This window comes from Blastochloris viridis, from assembly GCF_001402875.1.
GTDB lineage: Bacteria > Pseudomonadota > Alphaproteobacteria > Rhizobiales > Xanthobacteraceae > Blastochloris > Blastochloris viridis.
The window spans coordinates 2119530-2137480 of sequence record NZ_CP012946.1 but is presented as its reverse complement, the minus strand read 5'-3'; the positions used below and the strand labels follow the sequence as shown (position 1 = coordinate 2137480).

Below are 17951 nucleotides of genomic sequence, written 5' to 3'. Positions count from 1 at the left end.
TGTTCCGCACGCCACCAAGAGGATTGCAGTCTTCCGCGGGGGAGGCGACGAAGGCGCCTAGAGGTGGCCCCGCTTGTTTGAACAGTGTGGGCTGGTCCGATAAGAGGGTTTCCGCCTCGTCGATCAAGCGCCGCGAGGAGCGGCGGGTGGTTGAAGTACGCATGGTCCGGCGTGCGCCGGTCAAGGCTCGAATGGGGACGGGTCCCGTTGTACCAGGCCAGATACCGGCCGATCGAGGCCCGCGCCTCGGCGACGCTGTCGTAGGCCCTGAGGTAGACCTCCTCGTACTTGACCGTTCGCCACAGCCGCTCGACGAAGACGTTGTCCCGCCAGGAGCCCTTGCCGTCCATGCTGATGGCGATCTTGGCCTCGGTGAGCACGGCGGTGAAGGCCTGCGACGTGAACTGCGATCCCCCCGCCTTCGCGGGGGCAGGCTCTGGTCGGTGTTGAAGATTTCGGGCCGGCCGTGGCGGGCCAGCGCCTCCTCGATCGCCTCGATGCAGAACGCGGCCTCCATCGTGATCGAGACGCGCCAGCTTAAGATCCGCCGGGAGAACCAGTCGACCACGGCGGCGAGGTAGACGAAGCCTCTCGCCATCGGGATATAGAGCCTGTCCTCGGGCTTGACCCGAGGATGATGTCCATCGCCCAGACCTGGTTCGGCCGCTCGATCGTCATGCCCCGCAGACGGTAGGGATAGATCGTGTGGTTTGGCGCGGGCTTGGAGGTGTTCGGCTTGCGGTAGATCGCCTCGATCCCCATCCGCTTCATCAGCGTGCCGACGTGACAACGACCGATCGCGACGCCCTCGTTCCTCAGAAGGGCCGCCATCATGCGGCTGCCGGCGAACGGGTGGTCGAGGTGGAGTTCGTCCATCCGCCGCATGATCGCCAGATCGGCGGCCGGCACCGGCCGAGGCGCGTAGTACACGCTGCCACGGCTGATCCCCAGTGCCCTGGCCTGCTGGACGATCGGCAAGGCGTGGGTCCGGTCGATCATCGCTTTGCGCTCGCAAGGCCGGCCTTGGCGAGCGCGCCGGCTAAAAAATCGTTGGTGAGCGTCAACTCACCGATCTTGGCGTGCAGCTCCTTCACGTCGACCGCCGGCGTCGCCGCATCGGCCTTGCCGTCCGGACCGAACACCCCGGCAGCGCCTTCGAGGAGTTAAGCTTTCCAGGCCGTGATCTGGTTGGCGTGGACGTCGAACGCTTGAGCCAACTCGGCGAGCGTCTTCTCGCCCTTGACGGCGGCCAGCGCCACTTTCGCCTTGAAAGCCGGGGTGTGGTTCCGGCGCGGTCGTCGGGGCATCGTCTCTCCTGTTCGCCAAGCCAGCTTGGCTGTTCACAGGCGAAAACGCCACTTATCGGACCTGTTCAGATTGCCGGAGCCACTTCTCTGGTCGAGGGTGTCAGATTCGCCGACGGGTACGAGGTCACCGACACGTCGTCCACAAACGCCGCCTGATCGCCCATCACCCCAGTTTCCAGCATAGCTCTACTTGGCCGCGCTACATGCGTACCGTCGGTCGGCCACGTTCGGCCAGTTTCGCAAGCGTCTCGAAGCCGCGGGTAAACCGGTGAAGGCCGCCCGCATGGCAGCCGCCCGAAAGCTGTTCACCGTCTCGAACGTCATGCTTGCAGCCGGCGCCGACTTCGCGCCAGACGCCCATGCCTGAATACAGTTGCCGGCAAACCCAGGGCGGGTCAGACGATACCCGTAAACGCCCGACCGCTGCCTAATCAGACACATCTCGGGCTTGCGTTAGGCCACATCGTGCGCCAATTGTCGGCGGTTGGACGGGTGGCCGAGTGGTTGAAGGCAGCGGTCTTGAAAACCGCCAGAGGTGCAAGCCTCTCGTGGGTTCGAATCCCACCCCGTCCGCCACTTCAGTCCCTGAGTGGGCACTGAGTTTACGCTGCTTCCTACCACGAGCGTCTGAAGCAGCCGGGACTTCGATCCCATGATCCTGACCTCGCCATCGGCAACTCGACGCGCTGCGCCAACGCGCGCAGATGGTCGCGGCGATAGCCGCCGCCCTCAAGCCGAATGTGCTGGCGGGCGGTGTCGGCGAAGGCGCGGGCCATTTGCAGCGTGACCGCCTTGGCTCCCGAGTTGTCGAGCATTGCCTGTGCCCGTTCGGCGTCGGCGCTGGCCTGATCCCGGATTGCCTTGAGACCGTCGATGCGGTCTTTCAGCGCCGGATCGTGAATATCGGCAACGCTCGCCTCAATGGCGTCATAGAGCCGCTTGAGGCGCAGTTCCGATTCGGCGGCGCGCTTGTTGAGTTCGGCGATATGGATATGCTCGCGGCGGCGCTCGCCCTGTTCCTGCCTGCGGTCGAGGACGTTGCCCAGGATGGCTTCCAGCCGCTCGGGCCGTAGAAGCTGGCTCTCAAAAGATGGTCGGACCAGAGCCGCGATCCGCTTGGCTTCACAAGGAGGTAGAGCCCACCGCCGTCGGAGAGCTTGTATTTGGTCTCCCGACCCTTGGCGACGCGGCACACCGTATCTGTCAAGGCCATTGATGCCTCCCGCTGTTGGCCTCAGGCCAGCAGATACCGGGACGAGGCCAACATCAAGGCCAACAAATCCGTCGGATCGGGCGATATCCGATGATGCAGACTGAGACGGCAGCAGGCGTCGCAAGCCAGTTTTGTGCCGCCTTTTCAATACTTTATGAGGCTGTGCGAGACATCCTGGAATGCTAGGACATAAGGGTAATGGTGCCCAGGGGCGGAATCGAACCACCGACACCGTGATTTTCAGTCACGTGCTCTACCAACTGAGCTACCTGGGCTCGCATGGCGCCGGCCGGTGCCGGGCATCGCGAAGTGGTCGGGTTATACGGGCAGGTTTTCGCGCTGTCCAGACGCTGTGTGAAGGTTCGTACACGGGGTGTGGATAGATGACGGTACGACCGCTTCGCCTCTTGATGAGCGAAGGTCGGATCGGATCGACGGGCCGATCCGCTGGCGCAAATGATACGAATTCCGGGAGGTCCCTTCGTGATTGCGGAAGGCTCAATTCGCGTTAGCTTGGGATGGCGACCCTGAGCTGTGGTCCGATGGCGGCATTGAGGCAAACGCGTGGTGTGGGGCCATTTCCGATGCCGGCGAGGTGGAACCAACGCAGGTAGTTGGCGAGATATACCGCGACTCCGAAGGATTTGGATTTTTCGGTTTTCCTGGCGCGGGTTTGGTGATTCCCTGTCGGCATGGCAGGGCTGGTTCTGACGGCTGAGGACCGATCGTATTTCTTGAAGCTGATGCGCCGGCAGATCAACAGCGCGGTGCATCGGCGCGTGAACGTGCTGCTGCTGCTCGACGATGGCTGGACGCCGGCTGAGATCGCCGCCGCGCTCTATCTGAACGAGAGCACGGTTCTGGAGCACCGGGCGCTTTATGCCGAGCGCGGCCGGGCCGGGGTGGAGGCGCTGGCCTATGTCGGGCGGCGCTCGCCGCTGGATGCGGACCAGCAGGCGAAGCTGGGGATGGCGACGATCCCGCTGGGAGCCCACCAGGCTGGCTGATTTCTCGTCGGCAGCGCTGTCCTAATCCGATACCGGTCGCCACCACGACCTGTGCGGCCGCCGCCGGACTGCTCTTTCTTTTGGGGAGGGTGAGCCCCACGCTGCAGTCTAGCGGCGCGTTTAGTCCATCCGGGATCGCGCCAGGAGGGGCTGAGGGCCATCGCCTGGCTGTTGGCGTGGCCAAGCTGCCGCGGGGGCAATCGTGCACTACGGATTCGCCCGGGGCATTTTTCGACTGTTGGCTGTTGCCCTGGGCGTTGCCTCGAGCACGCCAAGCGCTGGGCAACATCTCCAATTTTGGGCTAAGTGCCTGAAAAGAATGGCTCCCCGGGCCGGATTCGAACCAGCGACCAACCGGTTAACAGCCGGTTGCTCTACCGCTGAGCTACCGGGGAATGGCACTCGTTGCGCTTCGAGGCGCGGGATATAGCAAGCACTTTGGGCGTTGCCAAGAACCGTGTGACAAATCCCACAGGGGTTTTTCCGAGACAGCGAGGAGCAATGGCACGAGAAATCCGACTGGCTGGCCGCCGCATCCGGCTGCCTGACGACCACCGCCTGCGGATTGGCCTGGGGCTGGGGTTGATCGGCGGCGGCATTCTGGGATTCCTGCCGGTGCTCGGCTTCTGGATGATTCCGCTCGGCGTGCTGGTGCTGTCGCAGGATGTGCCCGCGGTCCGTCGCCTCCGCCGCCGCGTCCAGGTGTGGTGGGAGCGCCGACGGCGTCGGGGCTGAGGCCACGCCGGAGTTGCGAGCCCGCCGCACCGGAACTCCAAGAGGCGCGACTGTGAACCGTCCCGAGTTTCCGGAGGCTCCAATTCCTGAGAAGGCGGAGCCATGAGCAAGCCGGCGAACAGGGTTTCATCCGAGGTTCGCGAGCGTACGATCTTGGTGGTATTTTAGTGCCAAGTCGAACGCGCCTCGCAGTGGGCGGCGATCGCCTCGATCGCACTGAAGTTCGGCTGCGCTGCGGGCCGTAGCCCTCGTTCGAGGCCGTCGAGTTCGCCACGCTGGATGGGTCGGCTGGTCCAACACCCGGTGGCTGCTGAAGCCGATCGGCTACGTCCCATCCGCCGAGGCCGACGCGAACGATTACGCGCCCCTTGAACACTCCAAAATGGCCGCGTAGGACTCAAACATAGCCGCCTCCGGAAAACCCGGCACGGTTCAGTGCGTCTCTGGGCTTGGACGTGAGGCGCGGAATGCAGCCGGTGGCGTATGCCGAAGACCACGTTCGAACTCGGCTTTCGACGTCTCTGCAACGGCGTGGATAGCCGGGACGAGCCATGACGACGGCAGGTCATCGGCTCGCCGGTCGCCTGATGCGTGGGACTGCGACCTTTGGAATTTGTCCGTGCAGCTTGCCGAATTCGACTATGATTTACCGGAAGGGCGCATCGCGTTGCGCCCGGCCGAGCCGCGCGATGCGGCGCGGCTGCTGGTGGTGCGGCCCGGCAGCGGTCTTGAGGACCGTGCGGTGCGCGACCTGACGGAGTTGCTCCGGCCCGGCGACGCGCTGGTGTTCAACGATACCAAGGTGATTCCGGCGGAACTGGTCGGCGTGCGGGTGCGGAGCGAGGCGGTCGCGACCGTCCATTTCAATTTGCACAAGCGCATCGCGCCCGACCGCTGGCTCGCCTTCGCCCGGCCGGCCAAGCGGCTCAAGATTGGCGACCATGTGCGGTTCGGCACCGTGTCCGAGGCCATCGTCTGCGAGATGGCAGGCCTTGACGCCGAGGTGGCGACCAAAGGCGACGGCGGCGAGGTCGAGTTGCGCTTTGCGTTTTCCGGTGTCGCGCTGGACGAGGCGATCGCCCGCCACGGCCACGTGCCGCTGCCGCCCTATATCGCCTCCAAGCGTTCCGAGGACGCCCGCGACCGCGCCGACTACCAGACGGTGTTCGCCCGGCACGACGGGTCGGTGGCGGCGCCGACCGCCGGGCTGCACTTCACGCCGGAATTGCTGGCGCGGCTGGACGCACGCGGCATCAGCCAGCATTTCGTCACGCTGCACGTCGGCGCCGGCACCTTTCTGCCGGTGAAAACCGAGGACGTGCACGCGCATCGCATGCACGCCGAATGGGGTGAGGTCTCCGCGGCCACCGCCGAGGCGCTGGCGGCGACGCGGGCGCGGGGCGGGCGCATCATTGCGGTTGGCACCACCTCGGCCCGGCTGTTGGAGACCGCGGCGAGAAGCGGCACGCTGCAGCCCTTCGCGGGCGAGACCGACATCTTCATCACGCCGGGCTACCGGTTCCGCGCCGTCGATGCCCTGATGAGCAATTTTCACCTGCCGAAATCGACGCTGTTCATGCTGGTGTCCGCCTTCAGCGGCCTTGCCACCATGCGCGCGGCCTACGCCCATGCCATTGACACCGGCTATCGCTTCTATTCCTACGGCGATGCCAGCCTGCTGTTCCCAGCCCGAGCCTGACCCATGACCGCCTTTTCCTTCCGCGTGCACGCCACCTGCGGCACCGCGCGCCTCGGCGAAATCTCGACGCCGCGCGGACGTATTCGCACGCCGGCCTTCATGCCGGTCGGCACCCAGGCCACCGTCAAGGCGATGTACCCCGAGCAGGTGCGCGCGCTTGGCGCCGACATCATCCTCGGCAACACCTACCACCTGATGCTGCGGCCGGGGGCGGAGCGGGTGGCCAAGCTCGGCGGCCTCCATGCCTTCATGGACTGGCCGCACCCGATCCTGACCGACTCCGGCGGCTTCCAGGTGATGTCGCTGGCCTCCTTGCGCAAACTCGACGAGGGCGGCGTCACCTTCCGCTCGCACCTCGACGGCTCCGAGCACCGGCTGACGCCGGAGCGGTCGATCGAGATCCAGAGCCTGCTCGGCGCCGACATCCAGATGCAGCTCGACGAGTGCCTGAAGCTGCCGGCGCCGCGGGAGGACATCGCCCGGGCGATGGAGCTGTCGCTACGCTGGGCCGAGCGCTCGAAGAAGGCCTTCGAGGGCCAGCCCGAGGGGCGGGCGCTGTTCGGCATCGTCCAGGGCGGCGACCAGCCGGACCTGCGGGTGGAAAGCGCCCGCGCGCTGGCCGCCATGGACTTTCACGGCCTCGCCGTCGGCGGCCTCGCCGTCGGCGAGCCGCAGGACGTGATGCTCGCGATGATCGAGACCGTCGAGCCGCACCTGCCGGCGGCCAAGCCGCGTTATCTGATGGGGGTCGGCACCCCCGACGACATCCTGGAGGCGGCCTCGCGCGGCATCGATATGTTCGATTGCGTGATGCCGACCCGGGCGGGCCGCCACGCCACCGCCTTCACGCGGTTCGGCAGGATCAATCTGCGCAACGCCCGCCACGCCGAGGACACCCGGCCGCTCGACCCCGACAGCCCGTCCGAGCCGCTCCGGCGCTGGAGCCGGGCCTACCTCCACCACCTGGTGCGGGCGGAGGAGATGCTGGCCGGCATGATCCTGACCGCGGTCAACATCGCCTATTACCAGGAACTGATGGCGGGCATCCGGGCCGCCATCGCCGAGGGGCGGCTCGCGGCGTTCCGCGATGAGGTCAAGGCCGGGTGGGCGGCGGGCGATTTGCCGGCGCTGTGACCGCAACCGAGTCGGCGGACCATCATCCAGGGCCGGCTTGCCGGGGACCGGGGAAGGCGTCTTTAATGGCAACGACCATTCCCCAGGCCGGCGCGGCGCGCCTAAAGTCCGGTTTCCGGGTGATCAAGCCTTTGAAGCGAATGCCGATCGTCGAAAAACCGTCTTCCAGACAAGGATATTCGACGAGGCTGTTTCCTGAGATCACAGAGGGGATCTGCCGGAAACTGTATCATCGTCAAGACATGGAATGGTGCGAATGATTCGCGGTCTCGACCACGTCGTGCATTGCGTCCGCGATCTTGAGGCCGCCGGGGCGACCTACCAGCGGCTCGGTTTCCAGGTGGGCGTCGTCAACCGTCACCCTTGGGGCACCTGGAACCGGGTGGTGCAGATCCCGGGCTTCTTCATCGAGCTGCTCAGCGTCGGCGAGTCCGACAAGATCGTGCCGCCGCAGCCGCGCCATGTGTCGTTCGGCGCCTACAATCGCGATTGGGCGCTTCGCAACGGCGAGGGGCTGTCGTGCCTGGTGCTGGAGACTGACAACGCCCGCACCGCGGCGCAGGGGTTCCGCGCCTCGGCGGTGGGCGATTACGAGCCATTCCACTTCAGCCGCCAGGGCCGGCGGCCCGACGGCAGCGCGGTAACGGTGGCGTTCACGCTGGCGTTCGCCGCCGACACCGGCTCGCCGGACGTCTGCTTTTTCGTCTGCGAGCAGCACTTTCCCGAAAATTTCTGGAACCCGGCGTTCCAGGTGCATCCCAACGGGGCCACGGCGGTACGCGGTATCGTGCTGGTTGCCGACAACCCCAGCGATCACCATGGCTTTCTCGGCAGCTTCAGCGGCCGGCGCGAGATGCACGCCACCAGCCTCGGCATCGTCATCACCACCGCGCGCGGCGAGATTGCCGTGATGGAGCCGGCGGTGTTTGCAAATGTGTTCGGCTTCCCGCCGCCGGCTTCGCGTGGCGGGATGCGGCTGGCGGCGATCCGCCTCGGCGTCGCCGATCTGGCGCAGGCCCGCGCCGCGCTGGGGCGCTCAGGCGTCGCGGTCGGTCGCGACCGTCTCGCCGTGCCGCCAGCCCACGCCCACGGCGCGGCGCTGATCTTCGAGGCGGAGTGACAAGGGTGGACGAAGCGCCACGCCGTCCCGGCCGAGCCGGGAGAGCCGGGCGATTCCTGGTCTTTGCGCTGCTGGCCGTCACCGGCGTGGTGATCGCGTTCGGCATGTGGCGGGGCGAGTGCCTGGGCGGCAGCGTGGTGGCCAGCGAGCAAGCCTGCGCCGCCGCCGGCCTGCCGCCCGGCGTCTGCCGCATGGCGTTCGTGCAGGCGGATAAGGTGGCGCGCAGCTCCGGCCCCCTCTACAACGACCAAGCTCGGTGCGAGGAGCGTTATTCCGCTTGCCTGGAGGCGCGGCCGGCCACCGGCTGGGTGCCGCGTCCGGCCGGCTTTTGCGTCGTTCCGGACCGCTCGGGTGGGGTCGGACGTTTGACGGCGGTCTATCGCGTCCGGGAGGAGGGTCGATGAGCACAATCAATTCGGTGGTCGAGGTCGGCGGCGTCAGGTTCGGCAATGGGCTGCCGCTTGCGGTCATCGCTGGTCCCTGCGCCATGGAGAGCCGCGACCACGCGCTCGAGGTCGCCTTCGCGCTGAAGGACATTGCGACCCGATTGAACCTGCCGCTGGTGTTCAAGGCCTCGTTCGACAAGGCCAACCGCACCAGCGCCAGCGGTGCCCGCGGCGTCGGGCTTGAGGCGGCGCTGCCGGTGTTCGCCGAGATCAAGGCGAGGACCGGCCTGCCGGTGCTGACCGACGTCCATGATGCCGGCCAGTGCGCGCCGGTGGCCGAGGTCGTTGATATTCTTCAAATTCCGGCCTTCCTGTGCCGGCAGACCGATCTGTTGCTGGCGGCTGCGGCCACCGGCAAGGTGGTCAATGTCAAGAAGGGCCAGTTCCTGGCGCCGTGGGACATGGCCAATGTGGTGGCCAAGGTTGCCGGCGCCGGCAACCCCAACGTGATGGTCACCGAGCGCGGCACCTCGTTCGGCTACAACACTTTGGTCACCGACATGCGGGCGCTGCCGCAGCTCGCTGAGACCGGCGCGCCGGTGATTTTCGACGCCACCCATTCGGTACAGCAGCCGGGCGGACGCGGCACCGCCTCCGGCGGCCAGCGCGAGTTCGTGCCGGTGTTGGCGCGCGCCGCGGTGGCGGTCGGCGTCGCCGGCGTGTTCATCGAGACCCACCCCGACCCCGACCGCGCCTTTTCCGACGGTCCCAACATGGTGCCGCTGGCGGCGTTCGAGGGCCTCATCGCCGAACTGATGGCGTTCGATGCCCTGGCCAAGGCGCGTCGCTCCGCCTGAAGCCACACCGAGCCCATGACCGCATCCCCCGCATCCCCCGCACCCGGCGCGTACCCGACGCGGCTCATCGTCATTTTGGGCCTTGCCGGCTTTGCCTCCGCCTTCACCATGCGGGCCACCGATCCGGTGGTGCCGATCCTGGCCGACGTGTTCGGCCAGACCGTCGGGACCGTGGCGCTGCTGTCCACCGCCTACGGTATCACCTACGCCATCGGTCAGCCGATCCTGGGACCGATCGGCGATGCGCTCGGCAAGGCCCGAATGATCAGCATCGCGACCGCGGCGCTGGCGGTGGCGCTGGCGCTGTCGGTGTTCGCGCCGAACTTCGAGAGCCTGGTCGGTCTGCGCATCCTGACCGGGCTGGTCGCCGGCGGGATCATTCCGCTGTCGCTGGCGGCGATCGGTGACCGCGTCGAACTGGCGACCCGGCCGATCGCGCTCGGACGGTTCATCTCGGCGGTGATCCTCGGCCAGATGGTCGGCGGCGCCAGCGCCGGCGTGATTGCCGAACAGTTCGGTTGGCAGGCGGTGTTCGGCTCCGCCAGCGTGGTGGCGGCCATCGCCGCGGTTCTGGTCGGGCTGAAGCTCCGCCCGCGGCAGGGCGTGGTGCGGCAATGGCCGAACCGCGCCGGCATCGCCCAGAGCTACCGCGCCGTGCTGTCCAATCCGCGGGCGTTGGTGCTCTACGGCTGCGTGGCGCTGGAGGGCGCCTCGATGTTCGGCGGGTTCCCCTACATCGCCGATTTTCTGATCAGCCATGGCGGCGGCGGCCCGACCGAGGCCGGCCTCCTGATCGGCGGCTTCGGGGTTGGCGGTATCGTGTTCAGCGTGATCGTCGGCATTCTGATCCGTCGACTCGGCCCGGCCGCGTTGATCCGCATCGGAGGCATCGGCATGGCCATGATGCTGGCGGTGCTGGTCATCCCCAAGCCATGGTTCATCGACATCGTCACCCTGATGGTGTGCGGCTGCCTGTTCTATTTCATGCACAACATGTTCCAGACCCAGGCCACCGAGCTTGCGCCGACGGCGCGCGGGCTGGCGGTGTCGCTGTTCGCCGCCGCTTTCTTCGTCGGCAACGCGATGGGGCCGGTGCTGTTCGGCCTGACCCACGCCGCGTTCGGCTATCCGGTGGCGTTCCTTGCCTCCGGCATTGGGCTGCTGGTGCTGGCGGTGGTGGCGCCAAGGGTGCTGCCGAACAAATGATGCGGCAAAGCCGCCGGCCCGGCTTGCGGCCGGTGGCAGGATCGCCGATGTTTGGAACGCCTGGGGTGCCGCGCTGTCCGTGCGGCTGAGATCACACCCATCGAACCTGTCTGGGTCATGCCAGCGAAGGGAGGCGCAGATGCCAGCGAAACAACGCTCGTCGTTACAGCGCTTGTCTGCATGCCGCCGGTCGCGGTCAGGCCCGCCGGAGACCATTCATGGCTGAACCAACCATCCGCCTGAACGGCGTGGAGGCGCCGCTGCGCTCAGCCTCGCTCGCCGCCCTGATCGCCGAGCATGTCGACATTCCCGAGGGCGGCCGCGGCGTCGCGGTCGCGGTCAATGGCGCGGTGGTCCGGCGCGCCGACTGGGACCAGGTGACCTTGGTGCCGGGCGATGCCGTCGAGATCGTGCTGGCCCGGCAGGGCGGCTGAGGTGGCACACCTCGCAGCTCACTTGCGTAATACGCAGCAAATACCTGTGAAAGAAGAAAAATGACCGACACGTTGACCATTGCCGACCGCACTTTCACCTCGCGGCTGTTTCTCGGCACCGGCAAGTATCCGAGCAACGACACGCTGCTGGAGGCGCTCAAGGCCAGCGGCACCGAGATGGTGACACTGGCGATCCGCCGCATGAACCTCGCTGGCGAGGACGCACCGCTGATCGAGAAGCTGGCCGGCTATCATTTCCTGCCCAACACCGCCGGCTGCTACAGCGTCGATGAGGCGGTGCTGACCGCCGAGCTGGCGCGGGAGGCGCTCGGCACCAACTGGATCAAGCTGGAGGTGATCGGCGATAAGGAGCTGCTCTATCCGGACGTCGAGGGCACCATCGCCGCCACCCGCATCCTGGTCGACCGCGGCTTCGTGGTGCTGCCCTATTGCAACGAAGACCCGGTGAGCTGTCGCAAGCTCGCCGACGCCGGCGCGGTGGCGGTGATGCCGCTGGGCTCGCCGATCGGCTCCGGCCACGGCATCAAGAACCCGGCTTTGATCGAGGTGATCTGCGCCCGCTCGGCCGTGCCGGTGATCCTCGACGCCGGCCTCGGCACCGCGTCGGACGCCGCCCAGGCGCTGGAGCTTGGTTGCGCCGCGGTGCTGCTCAACACCGCCGTCGCCCAGGCCGCCGACCCGGTGAAGATGGCGGCGGCGATGAGGGCGGCGGTGGAAGGCGGCCGGCTTGCCCGGCTCGCCGGCCGTATTCCCCGCCGCTTCCAGGCCAACCCGTCGAGCCCGACGGCGGGTCTGGTCGGGTCGTGAGGCTGCCCGACCCGCCATTGCTGCTGATCACCGACCGCAAGCAGGCGGTGCGCCCGCTGGACGAGGTGCTGGCGGCGGCGTTTGCCGCCGGCTGCCGCTGGGCCAGCCTGCGCGAGAAGGATCTGCCGGCGGCCGAGCAGGCGGCACTGGCGCGCGCGCTGTTGCCGTTGGCGCGCAGCTTTGGCGCCATGCTGACTCTGCACGGCCAGCCCGAATTGGCGGCAGAGGCGGGGCTCGACGGCGTTCATCTGCCGGAGGGTGGCGACGTATCACACGCCCGCGCCGTGCTCGGGCCCGGCGCGCTGGTCGGGCTGTCGCTGCACCGGCCCGGCGTGGCGGACCCGGCCGCCGATTATGTCATCGCCGCGCCGGTATTCCTCACCCAGAGCAAGCCGGGCTACGGCCCGGCGCTGGGGCACGCCGGCCTTGCGGCGATGGTGGCCGCTGCCGGCCGGCCGGTGATCGCGCTCGGCGGCATTGCGCCGCAGCAGGTGCCGGGCTGCCTCACGGCCGGCGCCGCCGGCATCGCCGTGATGGGCGGCGTGATGCGGGCCTCCGACCCTGGCGCGGACGTGCGGGAACTGTTCGCATCCATGAAGCGTCCCGCCGGCGTCTCTTCGGGCCGGCCCGGGTGACCTTCGCGCCCTCTATTCTGCCCGATGCAGAATCCTGCAATCCAGCCTGTCGGGGCAAGGGCCGCAGGCCCGCGCCCCGGGGCCGTCCGAAGACATCTGACGCGAACCTCACCGCCCGCGATATGGCGGCACGCCCTGGTCGGGGATGAACAGGCCCTGCGGCGGCGCGGCGGTCTGCCAGAAGATGTCGATCGGCATGCCCCCGCGCGGAAACCAGTAGCCGCCGATCCGCAGCCAGCGCGGCTCCAGCAGGCTCGCCAGCTTCTTGCCAACCGCGATGGTGCAGTCCTCGTGGAAGGCGCCGTGGTTGCGGAACGAGGCGAGGTAGAGTTTCAGCGATTTCGACTCCACCAGCCAGTCGCCGGGAACATAGTCGATCACCAGGAGCGCAAAGTCGGGCTGGCCGGTCACCGGGCACAGCGAGGTGAATTCCGGGCAGGTGAAGCGGGCGACGTAGTTGGTATCGGCGTGGGGGTTCGGCACGCGCTCCAGCAGCGCCTGGTCGGGCGAGGCGGGCAGGGCGACATGACGGCCGAGCTGAAGATGTGTTTCTGTTGTCATGAACCCGTCCTATCCGACAGTTCTGCTCCACGAAAGCAGGGTTTTGGGGACGTCCGGCACGCTGAATGCGTGGGATGCCAAGGGCGTACGGGTTTCCTCGGCGTTTGCGATCCTGTATGAGCCCACATACGCCTTCGTGTTTCCGATTATCGAACCATTCAACTAGGCAGGCGCGCCATGACCGCGATCGTCGACATTATCGCCCGCGAAATTCTCGACAGCCGAGGCAATCCGACCGTGGAGGTCGATGTGCGGCTGGAAGATGGCTCGCTCGGCCGCGCCGCCGTCCCGTCGGGCGCCTCGACCGGCGCACACGAGGCGGTCGAACTGCGCGACGGCGACAACAGCCGCTACCTCGGCAAGGGCGTGCTGCAGGCGGTCGAAGCGGTCAACGGCGAGATTTACGACGCGCTCGGCGGCCTCGACGCCGAGGATCAGGTCAAGGTCGACGAGATCATGATCGCGCTCGACGGCACGCCCAACAAGGCGCGCCTCGGCGCCAACGCCATCCTCGGCGTGTCGCTGGCGACCGCGAAGGCCGCCGCTGCCGCCAGCGGCCTGCCGCTCTACCGCTATGTCGGCGGCACCTCGGCGCGCCTGCTGCCGGTGCCGATGATGAACATCATCAATGGCGGTGTGCACGCCGACAACCCGATCGACTTTCAGGAATTCATGATCCTGCCGGTCGGCGCATCCACCATCGCGGATGCGGTGCGGGTGGGCTCCGAGGTCTTCCACACCCTGAAGGCGGCGCTGAAAAGCGCCGGCCACAACACCAATGTCGGCGACGAGGGCGGCTTTGCCCCCAACCTGCCGTCGGCCGAGGCCGCGCTCGACTTCATCGTCGCCTCGATCGAGAAGGCCGGCTTCAAGGTCGGCGACGAGGTGGCGATCGGCCTCGACTGCGCCGCGACCGAGTTCTTCAAGGATGGCGCCTACGTCTATGACGGCGAGGGCACCAAGCGCTCGCGCCAGCAGCAGGCGGAATACCTCGCCAAGCTGCTTGCCGGCTACCCGATCATCACGATCGAGGACGGCATGGCCGAGGACGATTTCGAGGGCTGGCGGATCCTCACCGATCTCATCGGCTCCAAGGTCCAGCTGGTGGGCGACGACTTGTTCGTCACCAACGTCGACCGCCTCGCCGATGGGATCGAGGGCGGCCTCGCCAACTCGATCCTGATCAAGGTCAACCAGATCGGCTCGCTGACCGAGACGCTGGCCGCCGTCGAAATGGCGCACAAGGCCGGCTACACCGCGGTGATGAGCCATCGTTCCGGCGAGACCGAGGACTCCACCATCGCCGACCTCGCAGTCGCGACCAATTGCGGGCAGATCAAGACCGGCTCGCTGGCGCGCTCCGACCGGCTGGCCAAGTACAACCAGCTGATCCGCATCGAAGAGGAACTGGGCGCCCAGGCCCGCTACGCCGGGTACGCGGCGTTCAAGGGGCTGGCCTGAGAACGGCGAGCGCTGCTGATCCAAGCGCGTCATCCCGGGCGCGGCGAAGCCGAGACCCGGGATCGTCAGCAGAACAAGGCACCTCTTCCTGCCGTAGATCCCGGATCGCGCGGCTTCGCCGCCTGTCCGGGATGACAGCTCTCTCCCGGGTCGTGCTGCTTCGCGGCTTGCCCGGGACGACGATCTTTGATCCCGGTCGGGCGAAGCGCGAGCCGGGGTTCGTGTCCGGATTTGTTAACGGGGGGTCAACCGCGGCCTGCGAAGTTGAGCCATGGTCGTCCGCCCCCTGCTTCGCCGCATCCTGTCCATCCTGCTGCTGTATAGCGTGACGGCGGCGGGTATCGCCTATTTCGCCTTCCACGGCTGGAACGGCGATCACGGCCTGCAGGCCAAGCGCGGCTTCGAGATCGAGATGGCCCGGCTGCACGAGGAACTCGACGCGGTGCGGGCGGAACGTCTGGCGATGGAGAAGAAGGTCGCGCTGCTGCGGCCGCAGAGCCTCGACCCCGACATGCTGGACGAGCGCGCCCGCGATCTGCTCAACTGGGCGCACCCGAACGATCTGGTGCTGGTCAAGCGGCCGTCCGCGACCGGCGTAGCCGAGCGCAACGCCGCCGTCCGCTGAATCCCGCGTGGGCAGACCGCCGTTCAAGGATTGGTTCCGTCGCAAAACGAACTATAACTTCCGATGGTACATTCCCGGGAGAACCGCATGGCTGTCGCCAAACAGAGCGCCGCAGGAGCCACGCCCGCCCGCGACAAGGCAGCCAAGCCGGCCGCCGCGCCAATTTCCGATTCGGCTGACGGAACCGGGGCCGCCGCGGCCGCCGCGCCGGCCGAGTTCAGCCGCGAGGAGGATTTTGCCGCCTACCGCGAAATGCTGCTGATCCGCCGCTTCGAGGAGAAGGCCGGCCAGATGTACGGCATGGGCCTGATCGGCGGGTTCTGCCACCTCTATATCGGCCAGGAGGCGGTGGTGGTCGGTATGCAGATGTGCCTGAAGCCCGGCGACCAGGTCATCACCGGCTATCGCGACCACGGCCACATGCTGGCCGCCGGCATGGACGCCCGCGGGGTGATGGCCGAGCTGACCGGACGCCGCGGCGGCTATTCCAAGGGCAAGGGCGGCTCGATGCATATGTTCTCGATCGAGAAGGGCTTCTATGGCGGCCACGGCATCGTCGGCGCCCAGGTCTCGCTCGGCACCGGCCTCGCCTTCGCCAGCCGCTACCGCGACAACGGACGGGTCAGCCTGACCTATTTCGGCGACGGCGCCGCCAACCAGGGCCAAGTCTACGAGAGCTTCAACATGGCGGCGTTGTGGAAACTGCCGGTGGTCTACATCGTCGAGAACAACAAATACGCCATGGGCACCTCGGTGAACCGCGCCTCGGCCCAGACCAACTTCTCCCGGCGCGGCATCTCGTTCGACATCCCCGGCGAGCAGGTCGACGGCATGGACGTGCGGGCGGTGCGGGCCGCCGGCCTGCGCGCGGTCGAGCACGCCCGCTCCGGCCAGGGTCCGTTCATCCTGGAAATGCTGACCTACCGCTATCGCGGCCACTCGATGTCCGACCCGGCCAAATACCGCGCCAAGGACGAGGTGCAGAAGATGCGGGATGAGCGCGACGCCGTCGAGCAGGTGCGCGCCCGCCTGATCGACAATGGCTGGGCAAGCGAAGACGGCGTCAAGAAGATCGACGCCGAGGTGCGCGCCATCGTCAACGAGGCAGCCGAATTCGCCACCCACGATCCGGCGCCCGATCCGTCTGAACTGTACACCGATGTGCTGCGGTGAGCGTTCGCGCGTCAGGCGGGTCGGAGCGCGACCGGCCCGACCGACGCGGAGGGGTGCTCCAAGTGTTTCGTTTGTCGCATTTCCTTTCGCAGAATCGGTTCCTGCTGTTGCGGAAAATGCTCTAGCTTTCATCTCCATCGCACGGGTGTTTCGTCATGCCCACCACTATCCTGATGCCCGCGCTCTCGCCGACCATGGAGAAGGGCAACCTCGCCAAATGGGTCAAGAAGGAAGGTGACCGCGTCAAATCCGGCGACGTCATCGCCGAGATCGAGACCGACAAGGCGACCATGGAGGTCGAGGCGGTCGACGAGGGCGTGCTCGGCAAGCTGCTGGTTGCGGAGGGGACGCAGGACGTCGCCGTGAACACGCCGATCGCGCTGCTGCTCACTGATGGCGAGGACGCTTCGGCGCTGGAGGCCGCGGCCTCGCCCTCGGCGCAGATGAAGGCGGGGCAGTCGGCCGCACCGGCCGAGGCGCGGGGCGCGGCGCCGGTACCGGCCGAAGCCAAGCCATCGCCGCCGGTGGTCGAGGTGACGCGGGCTGAAGGTGACAACGCCTCCGGCGAAATCCCGGCCGGCACCGAGATGGTGACGATGACGGTGCGGGAGGCGCTGCGCGACGCCATGGCCGAGGAAATGCGCCACGATCCCGACGTGTTCATCATCGGCGAGGAGGTCGCCGAATATCAGGGCGCCTACAAGGTCACCCAGGGCCTGCTGCAGGAGTTCGGCGCCCGGCGGGTGGTCGATACCCCGATCACCGAGCACGGCTTCGCCGGCCTTGGCGTCGGCGCGGCGATGGCGGGCCTGAAGCCGATCGTCGAGTTCATGACCTTCAACTTCGCCATGCAGGCGATCGACCAGATCATCAACTCGGCGGCCAAGACGCTTTATATGTCGGGCGGGCAGGTGACGTCGTCCATCGTGTTTCGCGGTCCCAACGGTGCCGCCGCCCGTGTTGCCGCCCAGCACAGCCAGGACTACGGCTCGTGGTACGCCCACATTCCCGGCCTCAAGGTGATCCAGCCGTTCTCGGCCGCCGACGCCAAGGGCCTGCTGAAGGCGGCGATCCGCGACCCCAATCCGGTGGTGTTTCTGGAGAACGAGATTCTCTACGGCCACTCGTTCCCGGTGCCGAAACTCGCCGACTTCGTGCTGCCGATCGGCAAGGCCAAGGTGGCGCGCGCGGGCACCGACTGCACCTTGGTGTCCTGGGGCATCGGCATGACCTATGCGCTGAAGGCCGCCGAAGAACTGGCCAAGAACCAGATTTATGCCGAGGTGGTGGATCTGCGCACGCTGCGGCCGATGGACATCGAGACCGTGGTGGCCTCGGTCAAGAAGACCAACCGCTGCGTGGTGGTGGAGGAGGGCTGGCCGCAATGCGGCGTCGCCGCCGAGGTCGGCATGCGCATCATGGAGATTGCGTTCGACGATCTCGACGCCCCGGTGAAGCGCGTCTCGGGCAAGGACGTGCCGATGCCCTACGCCGCCAACCTGGAAAAGCTCGCGCTGCCCACGGTGCAGGACGTCATCGACGCCGTGCGGGCGGTGACCTACAGGTAGAG

Annotated in this window: 18 protein-coding genes, 3 tRNA genes, 3 pseudogenes and 1 riboswitch; of the genes and pseudogenes, 19 read left to right on the top strand and 5 right to left on the bottom strand. The window is 67.2% G+C overall.

Features of this window, described 5'->3' with window-relative positions; genetic code table 11:
• Positions 1-128: 128 nt before the first annotated feature.
• Positions 129-1307, bottom strand: a pseudogene (locus BVIR_RS09460) (IS3 family transposase); the annotation flags it as partial.
• A gap of 190 nt (positions 1308-1497) precedes the next feature.
• Here BVIR_RS09460 and BVIR_RS16845 point away from each other — a divergent pair.
• From BVIR_RS16845 to BVIR_RS17045, 3 genes are all read left to right on the top strand, one after another.
• Positions 1498-1674 (top strand): hypothetical protein, encoded by a 177-nt coding sequence (locus tag BVIR_RS16845; protein WP_156331038.1) that lies wholly within the window; start codon positions 1498-1500, stop codon positions 1672-1674.
• Between the two features lie 119 nt (positions 1675-1793).
• Positions 1794-1883: transfer RNA gene (locus tag BVIR_RS09450), tRNA-Ser, on the top strand.
• Between the two features lie 128 nt (positions 1884-2011).
• Positions 2012-2380, top strand: coding sequence for a hypothetical protein (locus tag BVIR_RS17045; protein ID WP_055037443.1), 369 nt, complete (start codon positions 2012-2014; stop codon positions 2378-2380).
• Positions 2381-2442: 62 nt separating this feature from the next.
• Here BVIR_RS17045 and BVIR_RS17215 read toward each other — a convergent pair.
• A pseudogene (locus BVIR_RS17215) lies at positions 2443-2520 on the bottom strand (hypothetical protein); the annotation flags it as partial.
• 199 nt (positions 2521-2719) lie between these two features.
• Positions 2720-2795, bottom strand: a tRNA-Phe gene (locus tag BVIR_RS09440).
• A 417-nt stretch (positions 2796-3212) separates the two neighbouring features.
• Here BVIR_RS09440 and BVIR_RS09435 point away from each other — a divergent pair.
• The gene (locus BVIR_RS09435; RefSeq protein ID WP_055037442.1) at positions 3213-3527 is read left to right on the top strand and encodes a helix-turn-helix domain-containing protein; all 315 of its coding nucleotides are present in this window, start codon (positions 3213-3215) and stop codon (positions 3525-3527) included.
• 320 nt (positions 3528-3847) lie between these two features.
• On the opposite strand, the gene BVIR_RS09430 is transcribed toward BVIR_RS09435, so the two are convergent.
• Positions 3848-3922, bottom strand: a tRNA-Asn gene (locus BVIR_RS09430).
• A 106-nt stretch (positions 3923-4028) separates the two neighbouring features.
• Between BVIR_RS09430 and BVIR_RS09425 the strand changes: the two genes are divergently transcribed.
• The 11 genes and pseudogenes from BVIR_RS09425 to BVIR_RS09380 all read left to right on the top strand — a co-directional run bounded on the left by BVIR_RS09425 (position 4029) and on the right by BVIR_RS09380 (position 12561).
• Positions 4029-4262, top strand: coding sequence for a hypothetical protein (locus tag BVIR_RS09425; protein ID WP_055037441.1), 234 nt, complete (start codon positions 4029-4031; stop codon positions 4260-4262).
• Between the two features lie 248 nt (positions 4263-4510).
• Positions 4511-4656: pseudogene (locus tag BVIR_RS17210) on the top strand (IS3 family transposase); the annotation flags it as partial.
• Between the two features lie 225 nt (positions 4657-4881).
• Positions 4882-5961: a tRNA preQ1(34) S-adenosylmethionine ribosyltransferase-isomerase QueA gene (gene queA / locus BVIR_RS09420; RefSeq protein WP_055037440.1), complete on the top strand. Its 1080-nt coding sequence runs from the start codon at positions 4882-4884 to the stop codon at positions 5959-5961.
• Positions 5962-5964: 3 nt separating this feature from the next.
• Complete coding sequence (gene tgt / locus BVIR_RS09415) at positions 5965-7095, top strand: tRNA guanosine(34) transglycosylase Tgt (protein ID WP_055037439.1); 1131 nt, start codon at positions 5965-5967, stop codon at positions 7093-7095.
• A gap of 256 nt (positions 7096-7351) precedes the next feature.
• Complete coding sequence (locus tag BVIR_RS09410; RefSeq protein WP_055037438.1) at positions 7352-8215, top strand: VOC family protein; 864 nt, start codon at positions 7352-7354, stop codon at positions 8213-8215.
• A 5-nt stretch (positions 8216-8220) separates the two neighbouring features.
• On the top strand, positions 8221-8619 hold the full coding sequence (locus tag BVIR_RS09405) for a DUF1190 domain-containing protein (RefSeq protein ID WP_055037437.1): 399 nt from the start codon (positions 8221-8223) through the stop codon (positions 8617-8619).
• Complete coding sequence (gene kdsA / locus BVIR_RS09400; RefSeq protein WP_055037436.1) at positions 8616-9458, top strand: 3-deoxy-8-phosphooctulonate synthase; 843 nt, start codon at positions 8616-8618, stop codon at positions 9456-9458. The genes BVIR_RS09405 and kdsA overlap by 4 nt, the downstream gene beginning before the upstream one ends.
• Positions 9459-9473: 15 nt before the next feature.
• On the top strand, positions 9474-10664 hold the full coding sequence (locus BVIR_RS09395; RefSeq protein WP_082416909.1) for an MFS transporter: 1191 nt from the start codon (positions 9474-9476) through the stop codon (positions 10662-10664).
• A gap of 51 nt (positions 10665-10715) precedes the next feature.
• Positions 10716-10813: riboswitch (TPP riboswitch) on the top strand.
• Between the two features lie 69 nt (positions 10814-10882).
• Entirely contained in the window at positions 10883-11098 is a 216-nt protein-coding gene (thiS, locus tag BVIR_RS09390; protein ID WP_055037434.1) for a sulfur carrier protein ThiS, read from the top strand.
• Between the two features lie 60 nt (positions 11099-11158).
• A complete protein-coding gene (thiG, locus tag BVIR_RS09385; RefSeq protein WP_055037433.1) occupies positions 11159-11926 on the top strand; it encodes a thiazole synthase in 768 nt (255 codons plus the stop codon).
• A complete protein-coding gene (locus tag BVIR_RS09380) occupies positions 11923-12561 on the top strand; it encodes a thiamine phosphate synthase (RefSeq protein ID WP_055037432.1) in 639 nt (212 codons plus the stop codon). Before thiG ends, BVIR_RS09380 begins: the two co-directional genes overlap by 4 nt.
• 108 nt (positions 12562-12669) lie before the next feature.
• On the opposite strand, the gene queF is transcribed toward BVIR_RS09380, so the two are convergent.
• Positions 12670-13122, bottom strand: a complete 453-nt coding sequence (gene queF / locus BVIR_RS09375; protein WP_055037431.1) for a preQ(1) synthase — start codon at positions 13120-13122, stop codon at positions 12670-12672.
• A 177-nt stretch (positions 13123-13299) separates the two neighbouring features.
• Between queF and eno the strand changes: the two genes are divergently transcribed.
• The 4 genes from eno to BVIR_RS09355 all read left to right on the top strand — a co-directional run bounded on the left by eno (position 13300) and on the right by BVIR_RS09355 (position 17949).
• Positions 13300-14583 carry a phosphopyruvate hydratase gene (gene eno / locus BVIR_RS09370; protein WP_055037430.1) on the top strand — a complete coding sequence of 428 codons (1284 nt, stop codon included), beginning with the start codon at positions 13300-13302 and terminating at the stop codon, positions 14581-14583.
• Between the two features lie 271 nt (positions 14584-14854).
• Positions 14855-15208 carry an FtsB family cell division protein gene (locus BVIR_RS09365; RefSeq protein WP_055037429.1) on the top strand — a complete coding sequence of 118 codons (354 nt, stop codon included), beginning with the start codon at positions 14855-14857 and terminating at the stop codon, positions 15206-15208.
• An 87-nt stretch (positions 15209-15295) separates the two neighbouring features.
• A complete protein-coding gene (gene pdhA, locus BVIR_RS09360; protein ID WP_082416907.1) occupies positions 15296-16381 on the top strand; it encodes a pyruvate dehydrogenase (acetyl-transferring) E1 component subunit alpha in 1086 nt (361 codons plus the stop codon).
• Between the two features lie 155 nt (positions 16382-16536).
• On the top strand, positions 16537-17949 hold the full coding sequence (locus BVIR_RS09355; protein WP_055037428.1) for a pyruvate dehydrogenase complex E1 component subunit beta: 1413 nt from the start codon (positions 16537-16539) through the stop codon (positions 17947-17949).
• Positions 17950-17951 lie beyond the last annotated feature (2 nt).